Here is a 20,037-nt window from a genome sequence, read left to right as displayed (position 1 = left end):
CATCGAGACAATTTACATCCAGCTGTATAAACGATTGGGATTGAAAACCCCATTCGGATCAAAGGCATGTTTGAGGCGCTGGTGGAGCTTTTGGAGTGCCTCAGACTGAGTATGAAAGACCTCCTGACTCCTATCACCACCGCGATAAAGGCTGACCTGACCGCCTGCGGTCTCAGCGAGCGCTTCTAACTTGTCCGCGGTAAAGTCGCCACGAAGCCAGCGCTGCGCACCTCCCCAATCAAACAGCCAATCTTCATCTGGTAGCACATGCGCCGCGCTACTTTTTACAGAAAACCGCCACAATGAGGACGCGTCTAAAAAATAATCCAATTGCTGCTCACGAAGCGTTGACCAAAAGGCATCTGTATCCTCTAAAGCCGCGCCTTGCCATTGGTTGACGGTACTGTCTACAGCACTTCGTGCGCCTGCCAACCGCAAATACAAATGATTGTCAAACCAACAAGCCCCCGTTAAGGGTTTGGATTGTCCTGAGAGACGGTTCATGGTCTCAATTGCCTTCGCAGCGTCCATCTCCTGCTTGATAGTGACAGTGGCGGCAGGCTTAGGCATGACTTTTAGACTGACTTCAGTAATGATACCCAAAGTGCCCATAGCGCCTGCTTGCATCCGTGAGACATCATAACCGGCGACGTTTTTCATCACCTGACCGCCGAAGCGCAGTTCTTCTGCGTGGCCATTAATCAGGCGAATTCCTAAAACATGGTCTCTTATTGAGCCGCTCCAAGGTCTTGCTGGGCCTGATAAATGGCAGGCCAATGTGCCGCCCAAGGTTGCTTGCCCGTTAAATGTCGGTGGCTCAAATGCTAAGCACTGATTGTGTTCTGCCAAGGCGCTGTTAATCTCACTAATTGGGGTTCCAGCACGGGCGGTCAGCACCAATTCGATCGGCTCATAACTGATGATGCCTTTGTGCTCGCTAAGACTGATGGGGTCGCCTATTGGCTCACGTCCCATAAACTGCTTGCTGCCCCCGCCCATGATTTGTAGTGATGTGCCATCATGGCTGGCTTGTCTTACCCGCGCAATCAGCTCTTGACTGATGTCTGTCATGCCAGATCTCCTTGCTGTGGTTGAGAGTCATGTTTGTGTTGCGGTCTGTCAAGGGTACGGTACTCTTGACAGCGCTTGAGCACTGGAATGCCCTTACCCGGATTTAGCGTGCCAATTGGGTCAAAGGCGTGCTTGATTGCATGAAACTGTGTCAGCTCTTGATCGTTAAACTGAATCGTCATTTGGCGGATTTTTTCGACACCAACCCCATGCTCACCAGTTATGCAGCCGCCGACTTTGACGCAAAGCTCTAAAATACGGCTGCCAAACTCTTCAGTGCGCTCAAGCTCTCCTGGCACATTGGCATCGAATAAGATAAGCGGGTGCAAATTGCCGTCCCCAGCATGAAACACGTTGGCGACGCGCAGACCGTATTGCTCTGAGAGTTTTTGCATTTCTGTTAGGACGTGGGCAAGTTGGCTACGCGGAATGGTGCCATCCATGCAGTAGTAGTCAGGAGATATTCGTCCGACAGCGGGGAATGCCGATTTTCGACCTTTCCACAATAAAGCGCGCTCCGCCTCACTTTGTGAGACACGCGTTGTGGTTGCGCCAAGCTCGATAAACAGCTGCTCAACCTCTGCAATCTGTTCTTGAACTTCCGCCTCGCTACCATCTAACTCACACAGCAGCAAAGCTTGGGCATCAGTTGGATAGCCTGCATGAGCAAACGCTTCGGCGGCTATGATAGCTGGGCTGTCCATCATCTCAAGTCCGGCTGGAATAATACCTTTGGCAATCACGCCGCCGACTGCATCCCCTGCGGTCTGAACGTTATCAAAACCGGCCATAATGACCTGAGCCTTTTCAGGGCTAGGTAGCAGCTTGACCGTCACTTCAGTAATCACCCCAAGTAGACCCTCAGAGCCGGTAATCAGAGCCATCAAATCAAAGCCATTGCTATCAAGACCTTCACTACCAATAGTAATGAGCTCTCCTTCGACTGTGACCATCTCAATTTTTAATAAGTTATGAGTGGTCAGACCATATTTGAGACAATGGACGCCGCCCGAGTTTTCGGCGACGTTGCCACCGATGGAGCAGGCAATCTGTGAGGAGGGGTCTGGGCCATAGTACAAGCCATAGGGACTTGCCGCCTCACTAATAGCAAGGTTGCGGACACCTGGCTGCAAACGCGCGCTACGGGCAAGCGGATCAATATCAAGGATATGCTTAAATCGGGACAACACCAATAAGACGCCATCAGGGTTGGGCATCGCGCCTGCACACAAACCAGTACCGGCACCGCGCGCCACCACAGGGATTTGATAGCGATAACAGATACGCATCACCTCGCAAACCTGCTCAACGGTTTTTGGGAGCACCGTAATGAGCGGCATATCGCAATACACCGATAAGCCATCACACTCAAAAGGCTTTTGGGTCTCCTCATCATTGATCACATATTGAGGCTCAATAAAATCGCGAAACAGCTCTACTAGAGCGGCTTTATCAGGTCTTAAGCTCTGATTCATGGTGGCTTTCCTTTGCTCACTAAATTGTCGATACTCACTAAATTGTCGATATTCACTAAATTGTCGATACTCGCTGCATTATTACATAAGCAACCTTAAGTTGCTAATAAAAAAAAGGAAAGGTTGGCTATCAATATATTGGCTAAAACTGAATAAAATAATAGGTAATGTTTTAAATTAGTAGGAATGAAGCTTGTTTCACAGCTGTGTTAAATAAGCGCGCAGGCGCTGGCAGGGTTACAATAAACGCTGTAAATCCATGATCGAAAACGGATAATTTAAGCGCTTTGTCGGTGTCAAGATGACTGGAATAGTCGTCGCAAACTCCATCATCAGTGGCTCATCAAAGTCGGCAATATCGACATGCTCATAGGTAATGCGTTGCACCGCTTGCAGCTGTGTCATCAGCTGTTCAGCCATGTCGCATAAATGACAGCCTGAGGTGCCGAGCAGCCACCATTTAGCCGTATTTTCAGGAGACCCAAGCTCAGGCTTTTCTTCAATCATACGTGCGCGTAATGTTCCTATATTATTATTCTCGTACATAGCTACTCTCTTATGTTAATCCTTAATGCAAAGCGCATAAATACAATATTCATATTCTTAGACGGCAAAAAAGCAGTTATTCTGCTGTCGTTTTTACTGAATCTTTTTACGTGTACTCTGTGACATGATAAAGAAGTGGGGTAAATAATGACAGCGATTGTGAGATTAGGTAAGATGAGCTGCTATTTATGGTTCCTTTCTTTAGAGTCACCATGATTGGCGGCGTGCTTCTTACTTTCTCTTCTTATCTTTTCAATCACTTGGACAACTCGCATGACAAGTTTTGGCAAATTTATCAAACGACTATTATTGGCATTGATGGTGTTGGTCGTCGCATTCCATGTGTTGGTCGCAGGGCTGCTATTAATTTGGAAAACGCAGCCGATCAATAACAGCATGTTTATGCTTACCCATCGCATTACGGGCGGTGATGTTAGCCAAACTTGGGTTGAATATGACGCCATTGCCAAATCTGCTAAGCAAGCGGCGATTGTCAGTGAAGATTCAACGTTTAGTCAGCATAACGGTTTTGATATGAAAGGTATTGAGGCGGCAAGGAAAAAGAATGAAGCGAATGGCAAGATGTCGGCGGGCGGCTCAACTATTACCCAACAATTGGCTAAAAACCTATTTTTAACTTCGCACCGATCTTATACCCGTAAAGCTGAAGAGGCTATTCTCACCATAATGATTGAAACCTTGTGGGATAAGCAGCGAATTTTGACCGCGTATTTGAATGTGGCAGAGTTTGGCAATGGTATTTATGGTGTCGAGGCAGCCGCGCAGCATTACTTTGATAAAACGGCAAATAACCTAAATCGTGATGAATCAGCGTTACTGATCGCCATGCTAACCAACCCAAAGTATTATCAAGATAATCAAGGTGACAAGCGCCTGCGCAAAAAACAACGTGTTATCAAAAAACGTATGAAAAATGCGATATTGCCACAATCTGCTTAGTTGTAGCGACATTTAATGATGATATATTCAATACAAGACAGCCTAAACACGAGACAGCCTTGTTTATAAAATAACAATAATAAAAAGTATGGTATAAAAGTAATGACAGCATAAGATTGATATAAAAATAATGGCAGGTTGATAACAGTAAAGGAGTAGTAACGTGTCAGAGATGGATAATAAGTGCAGTAGTAGTGATAAGGCAGCTGATGTTATTGAGGAATATCTTGATGCGAATCATGATGTCAATAGAGAGAGTGACACAGACAACGCAGACAGTGTCATTAATACCGGTAATCCTCCTACCGATGACAGCCTTCACGATCTGCGTAGCACCCAAGTCTTAGCCGAGGTTGATTGGCAACGCTCGGAAGATGGCAATTATTCACCCAGCAGCTATATCAATCGCGACTTGTCTTTATTGCAATTTCATCTGCGGGTCTTGGCACAAGCGGCAGATCCCCGCCATCCTTTGCTTGAGCGTTTATTCTTTTTAATGATTTTTTCCTCCAATATCGATGAGTTTTTTGAGATTCGCATGGCAGGTATCATGCAAAAGCTCAGTCTGGGTGATGTATCCACTAGCGTTCACGGTATGCGCCCAAGTGAAATTCTTAATGAAATATCAGCCGTGACCCATGATGCCATCGCTGAGCAATACCGTATTTTAAATGAAGATATCTTGCCAGCATTGGCGCTTGAAGACATCCGTTATCTAAAGCGCGATGAACTTAATACCGAGCAATCAGCATGGATGAAGCGCTATTTTACTGAGCAGGTATCGCCAGTATTGACGCCCATTAGCATTGATCCTGCACACCCATTCCCGCGCTTGGTCAATAAAAGCTTGAACTTTATTGCGACGTTAGAGGGCAAAGATGCCTTTGGTCGCGATATCAATTTGGCTATCGTACCCGCGCCGCGTAGCTTGCCACGCGTTATTCGTCTGCCTGATGAGTTGACTGGTGGCAAAGAGCATCATGTCATGCTATCGGCAGTGATTCATGAGCATATCGGTGAGCTATTCCCCGGTATGAATGTCACCGGTTGCCATCAGTTTAGGTTGACGCGTAATGCTGATTTGGACTTGGCAGATGACGTCGATGACATTGCTAAAGCATTAGAGGGTGAGCTTGAAAACCGCCGCTTTGGTGATAAGGTACGACTTGAAGTGACCACCAAATGTCCGACCCCAATCAGTGATTATTTGCTCAATGAGTTTGAGCTGCATGACAATCAATTATACCGCGTCAATGGACCCGTCAATTTAACGCGGCTGCTCTTCGATTTTAATATTCCAGCATTGCGTTATCAGCCTTTCACCCATGTGGTGCCTAAACCGTTTCGCCGTGAAGTCGACAAGCTTGATAAAGCGACCAGTATGTTTGCTGCTATGCGTAAAGGTGATGTGTTGGTGCATCATCCGTTCCATGCGTTTTCACCGATTATCAATTTGCTGTGGCAAGCTGCCATTGATCCAAAGGTATTGGCGATTAAACAAACGCTCTATCGTTCAGGTACCAATTCAGAAATCGTCAAGGCCCTAGCGGCAGCAGCGCGCAATGGCAAAGAGGTGACGGCGGTCATTGAGTTACGCGCGCGTTTTGATGAGGCGTCTAATATTGCCGTTGCCAATTATCTGCAAGAAGCGGGTGCAGTGGTTGTCTACGGTATTGTCGGCTACAAAACCCACGCCAAGCTCATACTCATCGTGCGCCGCGAGGACGATAAAATTCGGCGTTATGTGCATTTAGGCACGGGCAACTATCATGCGGCAAATGCCAAAGCCTATACCGATTATGGCTTGTTCAGCGCTGACCCCGATATCTCAGAAGACGTCCACAAGATATTCCAAGAGCTGACGGGCATGGGCAAACCCGCTAACCTCAAAAAGCTGTTACATGCACCGTTTACCTTGCACGATAAATTGATGAGCTTTATCGATGATGAAATTGCTCATGCAAAGGCGGGCAAGCGCGCTCATATTATTGTCAAAGTAAACGCCTTAACCGAACGTCGTTTGATTGATAAACTATATGATGCCTCACAAGCAGGGGTCAAAATCGAGCTGATTTTGCGCTCCATATGCTGTCTGCGCCCACAAGTAAAAGGTCTGTCCGAAAATATCACCGTACGTTCTGTTGTCGGTCGATTTTTGGAGCATACTCGCATTTATTACTTCTATAATGATGGTGATGAGCGTCTGTACTGTGGCAGCGCCGATTGGATGGATCGTAATTTATTCCACCGTGTAGAGGTGGCGTTTCCGATTGAAGATGAAAAGCTGTTCAAGCAGATCTATCAAGATGGATTGTTAAACTACCTCCAAGACAATACCCAAGCATGGACACTCAGCGGTGATGGCCGCTGGCAGCAAAATCAGCCAGCAATAGGTGAGACGCCGCATATTGCCCAAGAGTATTTATTAAAGGTGATTAATCGCGTGGGTGAGCCTGTATAACGGTCTTGTTTAATAGCGGTTATCAGGTCGATTAACGCCAGCACAATCGTTAATAAATAGCTATACCAAGCATAGGGACTATTCTGTGCTTGGTTTTTTTGTGTCTATTCATTTTAATCTATGGTTACAAACTGTCTGGTAAGCTCACACTTATTCACATATTGATACGGCAGCACACTGGTAGGGCTCTGAAATTTGTACTTATAATTGAATTAATAAGTACAAAAATTCAGCTTTATAACAGTATCTCAATAAGAAAACAGGATTTCATCATGAGTCATATCAATAACGATAGTTCGGACATCAAAAAAGCCGCTGAGCAAGCAGACAGTATTCAAACTAATAACATGCACCCAAATAATGAAGAGCCTGTATTAATCAACGATCCAGCGCAGCTGTATCCAGATAATCCATCGGACAGTTATGAAGGTCGTAAACACGATCCTGAAATCGATGGACCGCAGCAGGAGTCACAAGAGACGGATGAGATATATGCTGACCCACGCAAAGAAGAAAATCTGCCTCCAGGTGGCAAAAATGTCGGCGATCTAAATGCTTATGATTTGTCGCAAAAAGGCAATGAATAGTTTTATTTATAGTCGTGAGATATTTTATCTCACATAGTTTGACATATCATATAGATAGTCATTGTCAGGCATTTAATGCTGAGCAAAATAACAAGAAAGGTAAATCAAAAATATAAGGATATTATGATGGAAACAAAAGATCCCGCATTAACCAAAATGCCTATCAACAATCATGATGGTCATATCGACAATACACATGCACGTACTGTTGACAACATCGCAGCTCACGATAGTACAGAAAAAAGCACAGCGACATCTCAAGAGACCGTCATTGGTACCAGATATGCGAGCGATGATGTCGAGCATGGTAACCATAGACATGAAGACATTCATCATGATAGCTATAATGTAATGTCAACGGATGACAGCATTGAAAATCATACCACTATCAATAAAGGTACTGATACTTTTCAAGAGGGCGTTGTAGGGTCAGAACATGTTAATGCTGGCGATAATCCTGCCCGTCAGCCAGACCGCCGCGATCAAGAGGGCAATGCTTTTGATGATGGTATCAATGAACATACCACTATTGATAAAGAGGCTAAAAGCGAAGGCATAAACGATTTAAATCGTTATGCAAATATTGATAATGCTCAAACCCGTGTATTAAATCCTGACGAAAAGGATTTTTAAGGCATTTAGAACATTCAGATAGCTTATAAAAGGTGCTGCCAGTAATCATTTAATACGTTGCTAGCATCACCTTTTTTTATTTACTGACCATAGCTCTACTCAGTTAGAGAGCAACAGGATCACCGCTATGAAAGCGCAGTTCAGTATCTGGAGTCGATATCAGCTCTGCCTCTACTTCTTTAAAGAACGTGACACGCTCATCGATACTGTCATCAGACAATGACTGCGCCAATGCCAAATAATCCTCAAAATGGCGGCTTTCTGACTTCAATAGATAGCGATAGTATTTGGCCAAACGCTCATCATTGATAACCTCAGCAAGTGCGGCAAAACGTTCACAAGAACGTGCCTCGATAAACGCGCCAATGATAAGCACATCTATCATCGCAGCGGGCTCATAAGTGCGCTTGTGTTTGAGCATTCCTTTGGCATAGCGCCCAGCACTCAGATATTTCCATGCTTGCCCACGCTCATGCATAATGCCGAGCACTTGCTCGTAGTGCAGCATTTCTTCTCGTATCAATTGCGCCAATTTACGCTGTAAGTCATAGGAGAACTCATAGCGAAAGATGAGGTTCATCGCTGTACCGGCTGCCTTTTTTTCACAATTGGCATGGTCTTGAATAATCAGCGCTAAGTTATCAATGGCAGCATTCACCCAAGCTTGCGAAGTTCGCGCGCCCAAAAAATTATAAATAAGCGATAAATCTACCTTTAACGGCGGGCTCAGCTGGGTAATGTCGACACTGTCTTCATGGCTGCTACTTTCGTTACTATTGCCGTCTAATGCCGTGTTTATGACAACATTATCCTTTGTAGCAGTATCAGATTTAGAGGGGGAGTGATGCGTTATTGTAGATACCGATGAGTCTTGAGCATTTATAATCATAGTTTGATTGGGCTTTATCAACGAGTGGATGGATAAAATAATAAAAAAAGTAAGTATTCAGTATATGGGCGCTAAATGTATTTAAATTATCTAAATGACTTTGATGTGATAGATAACCGTTACCCATAAATTAATACCGTAATGATTACTTACCGTTTATACTGATGATTAAGTTCATGGCATATAAAAGTAAGCTAATCACTGCTAACCCATGTGGCTTATAGACTATCATTTATCTACAGCACAAGCATTTATTTACTAAATGGGGTTTCCTTGTTTATTTCCTTATTTGATAGTAGGATAACATTTTGCTTTTAGCGTATTTTGTCTTACTATTGATTGTCAGCTGATAGCAGGTAGTCAATAGTATATCAACTATCAATCGCGTCTCAAAATCTAAGCTTTATAGCCCATTTTTGTTTAAAACCTATCTAGATAATATCTGATAATAAAACGTTAAACACCGCTCAAATAATGACAGCCGATGTAATGCAGCAGTAAATTTACTTGGTTTGTCGCTTATGGTCGAACATTTATTACTTTGCAACTCTGCTTTATGCGCCCTTTTGCATGATTGTGTACATGGATGAGGTATGTTTTAGCAGCCCAGTATCAACAAATCTAACAAACAGATAAGGATAACAGTATGAGCCAGTCTTCTAATGCCAATCGCGTTCAAAAAGGCATTCTTGCCATTGATCAGCAGCTGTTCGATTTTATCGAAAATGAAGTGCTGCCGAAAGTCGGTATTGATTCAGACGGTTATTGGTCAGGTTTTGAAAAGGTCATTAAAGAGTTTACGCCACGTAATAAAGCGCTGCTTGCAACCCGCGATAATATTCAAGCGAAAATTGACCAATGGCACCTGCAACACCCTGCCAAAAATGGCGATATTGATTATCCAGTGTATAAGGCATTTTTACAAGAAATTGGTTATCTCTTACCAGAAGGCGAAGCGTTCAGCGTCAGCACAGAAAACGTCGATGATGAGATTGCACTCATTGCAGGACCGCAGTTGGTAGTGCCAGTACGTAATGCTCGTTATGCTTTGAATGCCAATAATGCGCGTTGGGGCAGCTTATATGATGCTTTATATGGCACCAATGTTATCAGTGATGAAAATGGTCAAGAAGCGAAAGGCGGTTATAACCCAACACGCGGCGCTGCGGTCGTCGCTTATGCCAAAAATTTCTTAGATGAAAACTTTACGCTAGCATCAGGATCATATAGCGATGTAACTGGTTTTAAAGTGGTCGATGGCAAGCTTGAAATTGCTCAAGGTGATAGCAGCACGCAGCTGAAAAATGCCGCACAGTTTGCAGGTTTCGTTGGCGATGCCAGCAGTCCTAGCGCTGTATTAGTAAAGAACAACAACTTGCATGCTGAGATTCAAATTGATAGCAATCATCCCATTGGTAAAGATGATCCTGCCAATATCAAGGACGTCTTATTAGAATCAGCGCTGACCGCGATTCAAGATTGTGAAGACTCAATTGCTGCTGTCGATGCCGAAGAAAAGGTTGAGGCTTATCGCAACTGGTTTGGCTTAATGAACGGCGATTTGCAAGAAACCTTTGAGAAAGGCGGTAAAACCCGCACCCGTAAACAAAATCCTGATCGCAAATATACCACGCCAGAGGGTGATACGCTGACCTTGCCAGGTCGCGCGCTCTTATTGCTGCGTAACGTCGGTCATCTCATGCAAAATCCATCGATTTTGGTAGATTTGGGCAATGGGCAAGAAGAAGTTTTCGAAGGTTTGATGGATGCTTTGATTACGCCTTTATTATCATTAAATGATTTGAACGGTAAAACTGAGCTATCAAACTCGCGTAAAGGCTCGATGTATATCGTCAAACCAAAAATGCATGGTCCAGACGAAGTGAAAATGGCGAATGACTTATTTAACGCCTCAGAAGATTTATTGGGCTTAGAGCGTCATACTATAAAGATTGGCATCATGGATGAAGAGCGTCGTATGACGGTCAACTTAAAAGAAGCCATCCGCCAAGCAAAAGAGCGGGTTATTTTCATCAATACTGGCTTTTTAGATCGTACCGGTGATGAGATGCACACCAGTATGAATGCAGGTCCATTTGTCCGCAAAGACGATATGAAGTCGCAAACGTGGCTACTAGCCTATGAGCAGCGGAACGTCGATATCGGTCTGGAAGTAGGTCTACAAGGTCACGCTCAGATTGGTAAAGGCATGTGGGCAAAACCTGACGAGATGCAAGAGATGATGGACACCAAGATTGCCCATCCAAAGTCAGGTGCCAATACTGCGTGGGTACCGTCACCAACGGGAGCGACCTTGCACAGCATGCACTATCATCAAGTCAATGTCGCTGAGGTTCAAGACAGCCTAAAGTCACGTACGCGCGCAAGCGTAGATGATATCTTGACCATTCCATTGGCAAAAAACACCAATTGGACTGAGAAAGAAAAGCAGCAAGAGATTGATAATAATGCTCAAGGCATCTTAGGCTATGTCGTACGCTGGGTGAACCAAGGCGTTGGTTGTTCCAAAGTCCCTGATATCAATGATGTGGGCTTGATGGAAGACCGTGCGACGTTGCGTATCTCAAGTCAGCATATCGCCAATTGGTTACATCATAATGTGGTCAGCGAGCAGCAAGTGATGGACGCTATGAAACGTATGGCAAAAATCGTCGATGAGCAAAACGCTGATGATGCTGATTATCAACCGATGGCGACTGACTTTGACAATTCCTATGCTTTCAAAGCCGCCTGCGATTTGGTGTTTAAAGGTCGCGAGCAGCCAAGTGGCTATACTGAGCCGTTATTGCATCAAGCGCGTCTGGACCTAAAAGCCAGCATCGGCTGCTAACAGCTAAAACAGTGCGTCATCGGTAATAAACGAGTGGTTATAGGGATTAATGGCAGTCACGGCGTTATTGACCAATCAATCATGCCGTGATTAGCCAGTGTTACTGACACTTATTACCGATTATTATTGTTTATGTTGACAAAAGTCACCCTTATTCGTTTCAGACGAGTAGGGGTATTTTTTATTTCTATTTTCTTCAAGGTAAAACCTTATGTAGAGGGTGGGTTTCAAAGATTTTACTAACTAAAGCATCAAAAAAATGTTGCAAATTATGTCAAAGTTGTTATGCTTGTACTCGAAGTATGAGTTTGGTAACGGATGTTACGCAACAGAGCGATAAAGACCAACGTTTACATGGCAGTTACGTTTTTTAACCGCAGTTATGTAAGTCATGGTTTTTTTCATCTTACGGTAATAGAACTTCGCCACACTTGTTTCTGACTAATCTCGGTAGCCAGTTACACATTATATCTTTGAGGATTTGTGACGATACCATTTTGGGCACCGGCTAATAATAGCTCGCTCATTACTAAAATTGTAAAGTGGAGATACCCCCATGAAAAAACTACTTTTAGCTACAGCAATCGCTGCCCTATCTGTATCTGCAGCCAACGCAGCCCCAACTGTTTATGGTAAAGCTTTTGTTGCTATGAACTACGTCAATGCTGAGGCTGACGCTGAGTATAACTATTCAGATATCAACGGTAATGTTGTTTATAGTTACAGCGAAAACGTTGACGAAAATACAGTAGATATCAACTCTCATGCTTCACGTTTAGGCTTTAAAGGCTCTGAAGCCATGACTGCTAATACTGATGTTATCTATCAATTAGAGTATGGCATTGATGTTTCTGGTAACAACAGAACTATCTCAAGCCGTGATATCTTCCTTGGTGTAAACAATAAGCAATTCGGTGAGTTCCGTGCTGGTAGAAACCAATCAACGCTAGCTCGTATCGACAACGTTGTAGTGAACCAAGGTTACTTTGATAACTTAGGTAACAACGATATGGAAAACGACGTTGTTAAAGGCTTAAACATGGCTGACAGTGGTCGTATCAACAGTTCAGTCATTTGGACTGCCCCTAAGTATCAAGGTCTACCATTACAGTTCTCTGCAATGTATAGCGCTGAAGATCAAGAGGAAGGTAAAGATGATGGCTTTGGTGCTGCATTAATGTTTGATCAAGGCACTGGCTTCACTGCTGGTGTTGCTTATGACAAAGATCAAAACATCGAAGGTGATATCGTTCGTGGTACGGCGACTGTCGATCTAGCTAAATACATGGCAGCTCCAGTAACACTAGGTGCGCTATATCAAGTAGCTGATTACGACTTTGCTGGCTCTAAAAAAGAGAAAGGCTTAGTTGTTAGCGCTGAAATGCCTTTAACTAACTTTGCTCGTCCAGCGTCTATCTATACTCAGTACAATAAAACTGATAACTTAGGCGGTTGGGACAATGTTAATTCAGATCAAATCGTTGTTGGTGGTAAATATATGTATAAAGACAACATCATTGCTCATGCCTATGCTGGTATGAATAATGCTGATGCTGATGGATCTATGTCTTCTTCTGAGCCTGGTTTTTTAGCCACATATCGCGCTGATGCTGAAGTATTCGTTATCGGTACTGGTCTAGAATACAAATTCTAATCTAAGCATTAGAATCTGATTATAAAAAACTCATCCTTCGGGGTGGGTTTTTTTGTTAAGGCGTTTTTAATGAGCGAGTGGGTTATAATATAGTTGAAATACTTTAAAGTCGCTACAGTACTACTGGTGTAAATTTTTTGCAGCCTCTGTCTGCGTAGGCACAGCAAGCAAGAAAAATTTGCAGCAGTAGTACCTGTTGTATCGATATTACTTTTCACCGACTATAGCTAAGCGCTTATAATAGACAGATGCTAAAAATGAAGAGTTTCAAATAGTTTGTGCTTTTGCCCTATATTTTATGGCGTATTTTTAGTAAAATCCTTCTTTACCAATTACCGACAGAGTACTATGACCAAGTTTATATTTGTGACCGGTGGGGTAGTGTCCTCACTAGGAAAAGGTATCACCGCCGCTTCTCTTGCTGCCGTCTTAGAAGCACGGGGCGTAAACGTGACCATGACCAAGATGGATCCATATATCAACGTCGATCCAGGCACGATGAGCCCGTTCCAGCATGGTGAAGTATTCGTCACCGAAGATGGCGCCGAGACGGATTTGGACTTGGGCTACTATGAGCGTTTTTTACGCCATTCAAAAATGAGCAAAAGCAACAACTTCACCAGTGGTCGCATCTATCAAAACGTCTTGAATAAAGAGCGCCGTGGCGAGTATCTTGGTGGTACGGTACAGGTGATTCCGCATATCACTGATGAAATTAAGAGTAAAATCCTTGCCAGTGGCGAAGGTTATGATGTCGCTATCATCGAGATTGGCGGTACAGTGGGTGACATCGAGTCGCTACCCTTTATGGAAGCAGTACGTCAAATGCAAGTAGAGCTTGGTCGCCATCGCGCCATGCTGATGCATCTAACATTGGTGCCTTATATTGCCAGTGCGGGCGAAACCAAAACCAAGCCGACCCAGCATTCAGTCAAAGAGCTGCGTTCTATCGGTCTGCAGCCTGACATCTTGATTTGCCGCTCTGATCATCATATCTCACCAGACAACCGTCGCAAGATTGCACTATTTACCAACGTTGAAGAGCGTGCGGTCATTATGTGTGAAGATGCGCAAAGTATTTACCAGATTCCGCGCACCTTGCATGAGCAAGATCTTGATGATTTGATCTGTGAGCGTTTTGGTCTTGATTTACCAGAAGCAGATTTGAGCGATTGGGACAAAGTCGTTGAAGCGCAGCTGAATCCTGAATCGACGGTGACAGTAGCCATGGTTGGTAAATATGTTGAATTGCCAGATGCCTATAAATCGATCAATGAAGCCTTGTTACATGCCGGCATTACTCATAAAGTTGATGTTAAAATTGACTATATCGATGCTGAACGTTTAGAAGACGATGACAGCTTATTGGCGCAGCTACATAATGCCGATGCTATCTTGGTGCCAGGTGGCTTTGGTGAGCGCGGCACGATGGGTAAAATCAAAGCCATTACCTATGCTCGCGAAAACAAGGTGCCGTACTTAGGTATCTGCTTGGGTATGCAGCTGGCAGTGATTGAATACGCGCGTAACGTGCTACATATCGATGCCAACTCTTCTGAGTTTGATCGCAAGACAGCCGAGCCTATCATTGGCTTGATTACTGAATGGTTAGATGAGCGCGGTGAATTGCAGATTCGTAGTGATGATTCAGACCTTGGTGGTACCATGCGTCTAGGCGCGCAGCAAGCTGAGTTGGTTGCTGGTAGTAAACTTGCACAAATCTACGGTGCAACCAATATCACTGAGCGTCATCGCCATCGCTATGAGATGAATAACCGCTATATCGAGCCATTAGAGCAGGCAGGTATGACAATATCAGGTTATTCTGCTAAGCAGCATTTGGTTGAGTCGGTTGAACTTGCCGATCATCCATGGTTTGTTGCGGTACAGTTCCATCCTGAATTTACCAGCTCGCCACGCGGTGGTCATCCATTGTTTAATAGCTTTGTTAAAGCGGCGAAGAATTATAGTGAAGCGAAATAATCGTTAATTTATAATCGCTTTTGACACAAAAAGACTGATCTTCGGATTGGTCTTTTTTTGTGGCTGATTTTATGGTTATAGTCGGTGAAAAGTAATATCGATACAACACGTACTACTGGTGCAAATTTTTCTTGCTTGCTGTGCCTACGCAGACAGAGGCTGCAAAAAATTTACACCAGCAATACGGTAGCGACTTTAAAGTATTTCAACTATATATGTTTCTAAAACATGTTATTTTTAAGCGGTGAGCATGACAGTTTTTCTTATGGTTGGTAGCCAATTACGCTTATAGGCTTTTTTTAATGAGACTATCGGTTACAATATGAGATAACAATAAACAGGATACCCACTTAATGGAAAATCTACTAACCGCACAGTCGCATATTCAGCTTAATACGCCCAATAATAAAAGCATCAATATCGGTAACGATCAGCCATTTGTATTGTTTGGTGGTATGAATGTCTTAGAGTCCAAAGAGATGGCATTTGAGATTGCCGAGCAGTATGTCGATATATGCCAGCGTTTGGGTATTGGCTATGTATTTAAAGCCAGCTTTGACAAAGCCAATCGCTCAAGCCTGACCTCGTATCGTGGTCCCGGACTAGAAAAAGGTATCGATTGGCTCGGGCAAATCAAAGAAAAATTCCAAGTACCCATTATCACGGATGTCCACGAACCTTATCAAGCGGCACCGGTTGCTGAAGTGGCGGATATTATTCAGCTGCCTGCGTTTTTATCGCGTCAGACGGATTTAGTCCATGCAATGGCAAAGACCGATGCAATCATTAATATCAAAAAAGCCCAATTTTTAGCACCGCATGAGATGCGCCATATCGTCAATAAATGTCTTGAGGGCGGTAACGATAAGCTTATTCTTTGTGAGCGTGGTAGTGCCTTTGGTTATAATAATTTGGTGGTCGATATGCTGGGTTTTGATACCATGAAGCAGATGGAAATCCCGGTGTTCTTTGATGTGACCCATAGCTTGCAGCAGCCGGGCGCGCGTAGCGATAGCGCGGGCGGACGCCGTGAGCAAATTACAACGCTTGCACGTGCGGGTATGGCAACCGGATTGGCAGGTCTGTTTTTAGAGGCGCATCCCAATCCAGAAACGGCAAAATGTGATGGTCCCTGTGCATTGCGTATGAGCCAGTTAGAGCCGTTCTTACGTCAGCTTAAGCAGCTTGATGACTTGGTAAAAGGCTTTGAGACCTTGGATACTCATTAATATCATAGGGAATGTGAGGGCAAGACAATGGCGATTGAAGTGGCACAAGTAAGTATCGAAAACATCAATGATGCGGAAGGTTTAGAGAGTGTAATGACCGCTTTGAAGAATATCACAGGCGTTACGGCAATTGAGTTGGATACCGACCGTCATACGGCGTTGGTGCGTTATGATGCTACAAGAACCAGTATCCATGCCTTTACTGCCGCGATTAGTATGGTCGATTATGTCACTCAGCCATTTCCTATCGATGCTCCTCAGAATCCACGCCATCATGATTAGGTCTGGTTGATAAAAGTATAACCAAACTGACTTGTGGTCAACACCAATAGCTCTTATGCTGGTCTTGAGTATTTTCATAAAGACTTATACTGTTAAGCTATATAACTATAGTCGGTGAAAAGTAATATCGATACAACACGTACTGCTGGTGCAAATTTTTCTTGCTTGCTGTGCCTACGCAGACAGAGGCTGCAAAAAATTTACACCAGTAGTACTGTAGCGACTTTAAAGTATTTCAACTATATATAAACAATTTATTCATAGATAAAAATAAGGAGCCTAACATGGCGAACCAAACGCGTATTATTAAAATTGATGGCATGACTTGTGGCGGCTGTGTGGCAAGTGTCCATAACGCCACCGCAGATATCGATGGTTTAGACGATATCAGTATCGAGCTTGCTGATAACCAAGCAACCGTCACTTTTGATGATAGCAAAACCAGTGTAGAGACGATTGCTGCTGCTATTGATGACGCAGGCTTTGATGCCACCGTTGCCAACGCTTAATTTTATTCTTCGTTATAAACGAACCAGCTATCATGGCTGGTTTTTTAATGGTTAGAAACTATGAATATCAGAGTAGAGCGATAAGCTCTCTTATTTCTGTAACACCTCTGCTTAAGCTGACTAGCACCAATGTAACTAAAACCAATGTAACTAAAACAGTTGAATTGGTGCTAGTGATGAGCATTTAATATATAGGTTGATACAGTAAAACGATTGCTATTTAAATGCTCTGAGAGGTAGTCTGATATTGACCTTTAGAGTGCGCTGCTTGCTTGATGTAGATTTTTAGTCCTCCACTGACATACTTTTATAGCTCATACAAATTTATAAACGCCATAACGAGTTTTATTTATGAATGATTCTACCCGTACCGATACCGATAATTCTTATAATGTTGAGACTGATATTCAGTCAAATACGCCGCTTGCGCCTGAGCGTGCACATTTGCAACTGGCGATTGATGGCATGACGTGTCAGGCCTGTGCATCACGAATTGAAAAGGTGCTGAATAAAAAGCCATCAATCTATGAGGTCAGTGTGAACTTTGCTGGCGAGACCGCCAATGTGGATTATGATCCGACACAGACGACGGCAGAGCAGGTGACGGAATGGGTCAATAAAACGGGTTTTGTCGCCAATTTGCAGGCGGCTGATAGCTTGTTCGCTCAGAAAGATGAGGATACAAGCACTCAGTATCCATGGCGATTGATTGGCTTATGGGTTTGTTTGGTACCATTTTTAGTTGGTATGGCAGGCATGCTTGTTGGGCAGGGTATGGCGTGGATGCCACCGATTTGGATACAGTTTATCCTAGCGACGATTGTACAGTTTGGATTTGCATTGCCATTTTATAAAAGTGCATGGGCGTCTATTAAAGGCGGTCTTGCCAATATGGATGTATTGGTCGTCATTGGCACATTGACTATTTGGGCATATTCGACTTATCTATGGTTGACCTATGGTGATGGAACTTTAAACAGTCTGTTGCAAAGTGGGCATACTGGCGGTCATGGTGTGAGTGGCAGCCCTGCAGTATATTTTGAAGCAGGCGTGATGGTCATTGCGTTTGTGCGCACCGGTAAATATCTTGAAGAGCGCACCAAAAAGCACAGTCTGAACAGTATTGATTTACTATTATCGCTGACACCAGACGAAGTGGAACAGCAACAGCCAAATGGCGATTTTCATAATGTTGCTCTACAAGAGGTGCAGGTGGGTGATATCTTGCGTGCTAAGCAAGGTAGCCGTGTTGCAACCGATGGGACGGTCATCGATGGTGCTGGCTGGTGTGTCGAGAGTCATTTAACCGGTGAATCAGTACCGCTTAAAAAAGAAGCTGGCGATGAATTATTAGCGGGTGCGTTGGTTGAAAACGGTAGCTTGTTATATCGCGTTAATGCCAAGGGTAGCGATACTAAACTTGGTGATATGGTGCAAGCACTGAGCGATGCCCAAGGCTCAAAAGCCAATCTGGCACGCCTTGCTGATAGAGTCACTGCGGTCTTTGTGCCCGTCGTGGTAGTGATTGCACTGGTTACCTTTGGCGTGACGTGGTGGCTGACCGGTATGCTCGATACCGCCTTGATGCATGCGGTATCCGTCTTGGTCATTGCTTGTCCCTGTGCGCTTGGTTTGGCGACGCCCGCGGCAATTATGGCGGGTATGGGCGTTGCAGCGCGTCACGGCGTCTGGTTTAAAGATGCGCAAAGCCTTGAGGCAGCGGGCAATATCGACACTGTGGTGCTTGATAAGACGGGCACCTTAACCATCGGTAAACCGACCATCGTCGATGAAGTCATGGTCGATAAATCAATCATGGTTGATGAGGTATTGCAGATTGCCGCGAGTGTTGAAGCGCATGCCAGTCATCCGCTTGCAACCGCTTTGGTCAATGCAGCGACAGCGCGTGGTTTATCTTTATTTGACGTGTCTGATATTAGCGTGGTAAAAGGCGCAGGTATTCAAGCAACCATAGAAGGGCTTGGGCTGATAAAGGTCGGTACTGCAGAGTTTGCCAATCTTGTATTGCCAGAACTGATGCCAAAAGTATGGCAAATTGCCAGTACCGTTGCCATTAGTATTAACGATGAAGCATTAGGTGCTTTCGCCTTAGCGGATGATCTGAAATCAGATACGCCGCAAGCGATTACTGCACTACAAGATGCGGGTATTAACGTCATTTTGATGAGCGGTGACAAACAATCTGTCGTCGATCATGTGGCCGGACAGCTTGGTATCGAGCAAGCGTACGGCAAGATGAGTCCGCGAGCCAAAGCGAGCCAAATTGCTTTATTGCAAACGGCTGGTCATAAAGTCGCTATGGCAGGAGATGGGGTTAATGATGCACCAGCGATGGCAACTGCCGATGCCAGCTTTGCCATGTTTGAAGGCACGGATGTCGCCCAGCATAGTGCCTCTGCACGCTTGATGGGTGAGTCCCTCATGCATATCGATGCGGCGCAAAAAATTGCGCAGGCAACGGTGCGCAATATCAAACAAAATCTATTTTTTGCCTTTATCTATAATTGCCTTGGTATTCCGCTAGCAGCTTTTGGCTTTTTGAATCCTATGATTGCGGCTGCCGCCATGGCGCTTAGCTCTATTTCGGTATTGATGAATGCACTGCGTTTAACCCGTTTTAAGACCAAGGTTGAGCTGAATAATACGGTATCTGCTTCTAATACGGATAAGAACCGCTCAGTGCAAGGATAAAGGTGAATTGATTGCGGTATAGCATTTGTTTTGGACAGTCGATAATAGCTAATATTGCTATTTATGTGTGATTTTATGCTTGCAAGTTTGGGTAAGATAAAGGAAGTTTGGTAAAATATATGCTATGATGTCAAGCACTATAGTCAGTGATTAGGGTGATAAATAACCCCCTAATTGCGCTGAAAATTAGACGAT

General features: G+C 44.2%; 15 protein-coding genes. 11 read left to right on the top strand and 4 right to left on the bottom strand.

The features are described 5' to 3' along the window. Positions 1-12: 12 nt before the first annotated feature. The 3 genes from glcE to PSYC_RS08555 form a co-directional block, all read right to left on the bottom strand. Positions 13-1,071, bottom strand: a complete 1,059-nt coding sequence (gene glcE, locus PSYC_RS08565; RefSeq protein ID WP_011280915.1) for a glycolate oxidase subunit GlcE — start codon at positions 1,069-1,071, stop codon at positions 13-15. After that, positions 1,068-2,546, bottom strand: a complete 1,479-nt coding sequence (locus PSYC_RS08560; RefSeq protein WP_011280914.1) for an FAD-linked oxidase C-terminal domain-containing protein — start codon at positions 2,544-2,546, stop codon at positions 1,068-1,070. The genes glcE and PSYC_RS08560 overlap by 4 nt, the downstream gene beginning before the upstream one ends. Before the next feature lie 237 nt (positions 2,547-2,783). Further along, entirely contained in the window at positions 2,784-3,092 is a 309-nt protein-coding gene (locus PSYC_RS08555; RefSeq protein WP_011280913.1) for a glutaredoxin family protein, read from the bottom strand. A gap of 273 nt (positions 3,093-3,365) precedes the next feature. Between PSYC_RS08555 and mtgA the strand changes: the two genes are divergently transcribed. The 4 genes from mtgA to PSYC_RS08535 all read left to right on the top strand — a co-directional run bounded on the left by mtgA (position 3,366) and on the right by PSYC_RS08535 (position 7,733). After that, complete coding sequence (mtgA, locus tag PSYC_RS08550) at positions 3,366-4,052, top strand: monofunctional biosynthetic peptidoglycan transglycosylase (protein ID WP_011280912.1); 687 nt, start codon at positions 3,366-3,368, stop codon at positions 4,050-4,052. A gap of 172 nt (positions 4,053-4,224) precedes the next feature. Beyond that, the gene (ppk1, locus tag PSYC_RS08545; RefSeq protein ID WP_148201663.1) at positions 4,225-6,513 is read left to right on the top strand and encodes a polyphosphate kinase 1; all 2,289 of its coding nucleotides are present in this window, start codon (positions 4,225-4,227) and stop codon (positions 6,511-6,513) included. A gap of 272 nt (positions 6,514-6,785) precedes the next feature. After that, the gene (locus tag PSYC_RS08540; protein ID WP_011280910.1) at positions 6,786-7,100 is read left to right on the top strand and encodes a hypothetical protein; all 315 of its coding nucleotides are present in this window, start codon (positions 6,786-6,788) and stop codon (positions 7,098-7,100) included. A 123-nt stretch (positions 7,101-7,223) separates the two neighbouring features. Next, positions 7,224-7,733: a hypothetical protein gene (locus tag PSYC_RS08535; RefSeq protein ID WP_011280909.1), complete on the top strand. Its 510-nt coding sequence runs from the start codon at positions 7,224-7,226 to the stop codon at positions 7,731-7,733. A gap of 103 nt (positions 7,734-7,836) precedes the next feature. On the opposite strand, the gene PSYC_RS08530 is transcribed toward PSYC_RS08535, so the two are convergent. After that, complete coding sequence (locus tag PSYC_RS08530; protein WP_011280908.1) at positions 7,837-8,622, bottom strand: tRNA-(ms[2]io[6]A)-hydroxylase; 786 nt, start codon at positions 8,620-8,622, stop codon at positions 7,837-7,839. Positions 8,623-9,268: 646 nt separating this feature from the next. On the opposite strand from PSYC_RS08530, the gene PSYC_RS08525 reads away from it, so the two are divergent. The 7 genes from PSYC_RS08525 (at position 9,269) to PSYC_RS08495 (ending at position 19,842) form a co-directional block, all read left to right on the top strand. Then, on the top strand, positions 9,269-11,473 hold the full coding sequence (locus tag PSYC_RS08525; RefSeq protein ID WP_011280907.1) for a malate synthase G: 2,205 nt from the start codon (positions 9,269-9,271) through the stop codon (positions 11,471-11,473). 556 nt (positions 11,474-12,029) lie between these two features. Next, the gene (locus PSYC_RS08520) at positions 12,030-13,127 is read left to right on the top strand and encodes a porin (RefSeq protein ID WP_011280906.1); all 1,098 of its coding nucleotides are present in this window, start codon (positions 12,030-12,032) and stop codon (positions 13,125-13,127) included. Positions 13,128-13,475: 348 nt separating this feature from the next. Beyond that, positions 13,476-15,110 (top strand): CTP synthase, encoded by a 1,635-nt coding sequence (locus PSYC_RS08515; RefSeq protein WP_011280905.1) that lies wholly within the window; start codon positions 13,476-13,478, stop codon positions 15,108-15,110. A 353-nt stretch (positions 15,111-15,463) separates the two neighbouring features. After that, positions 15,464-16,339 (top strand): 3-deoxy-8-phosphooctulonate synthase, encoded by an 876-nt coding sequence (kdsA, locus tag PSYC_RS08510; protein ID WP_011280904.1) that lies wholly within the window; start codon positions 15,464-15,466, stop codon positions 16,337-16,339. 27 nt (positions 16,340-16,366) lie between these two features. Next, complete coding sequence (locus PSYC_RS08505) at positions 16,367-16,621, top strand: heavy-metal-associated domain-containing protein (RefSeq protein WP_011280903.1); 255 nt, start codon at positions 16,367-16,369, stop codon at positions 16,619-16,621. A 284-nt stretch (positions 16,622-16,905) separates the two neighbouring features. After that, on the top strand, positions 16,906-17,130 hold the full coding sequence (locus tag PSYC_RS08500; protein ID WP_011280902.1) for a heavy-metal-associated domain-containing protein: 225 nt from the start codon (positions 16,906-16,908) through the stop codon (positions 17,128-17,130). Positions 17,131-17,481: 351 nt separating this feature from the next. Then, positions 17,482-19,842 (top strand): heavy metal translocating P-type ATPase, encoded by a 2,361-nt coding sequence (locus tag PSYC_RS08495; RefSeq protein WP_011280901.1) that lies wholly within the window; start codon positions 17,482-17,484, stop codon positions 19,840-19,842. The last annotated feature ends 195 nt before the right edge of the window (positions 19,843-20,037 follow it).

Origin of the sequence: Psychrobacter arcticus 273-4, from assembly GCF_000012305.1 — a bacterium.
GTDB lineage: Bacteria > Pseudomonadota > Gammaproteobacteria > Pseudomonadales > Moraxellaceae > Psychrobacter > Psychrobacter arcticus.
The sequence above is the reverse complement of the archived record's forward strand: the minus strand, read 5'-3'. Positions and strand labels throughout refer to the sequence as shown.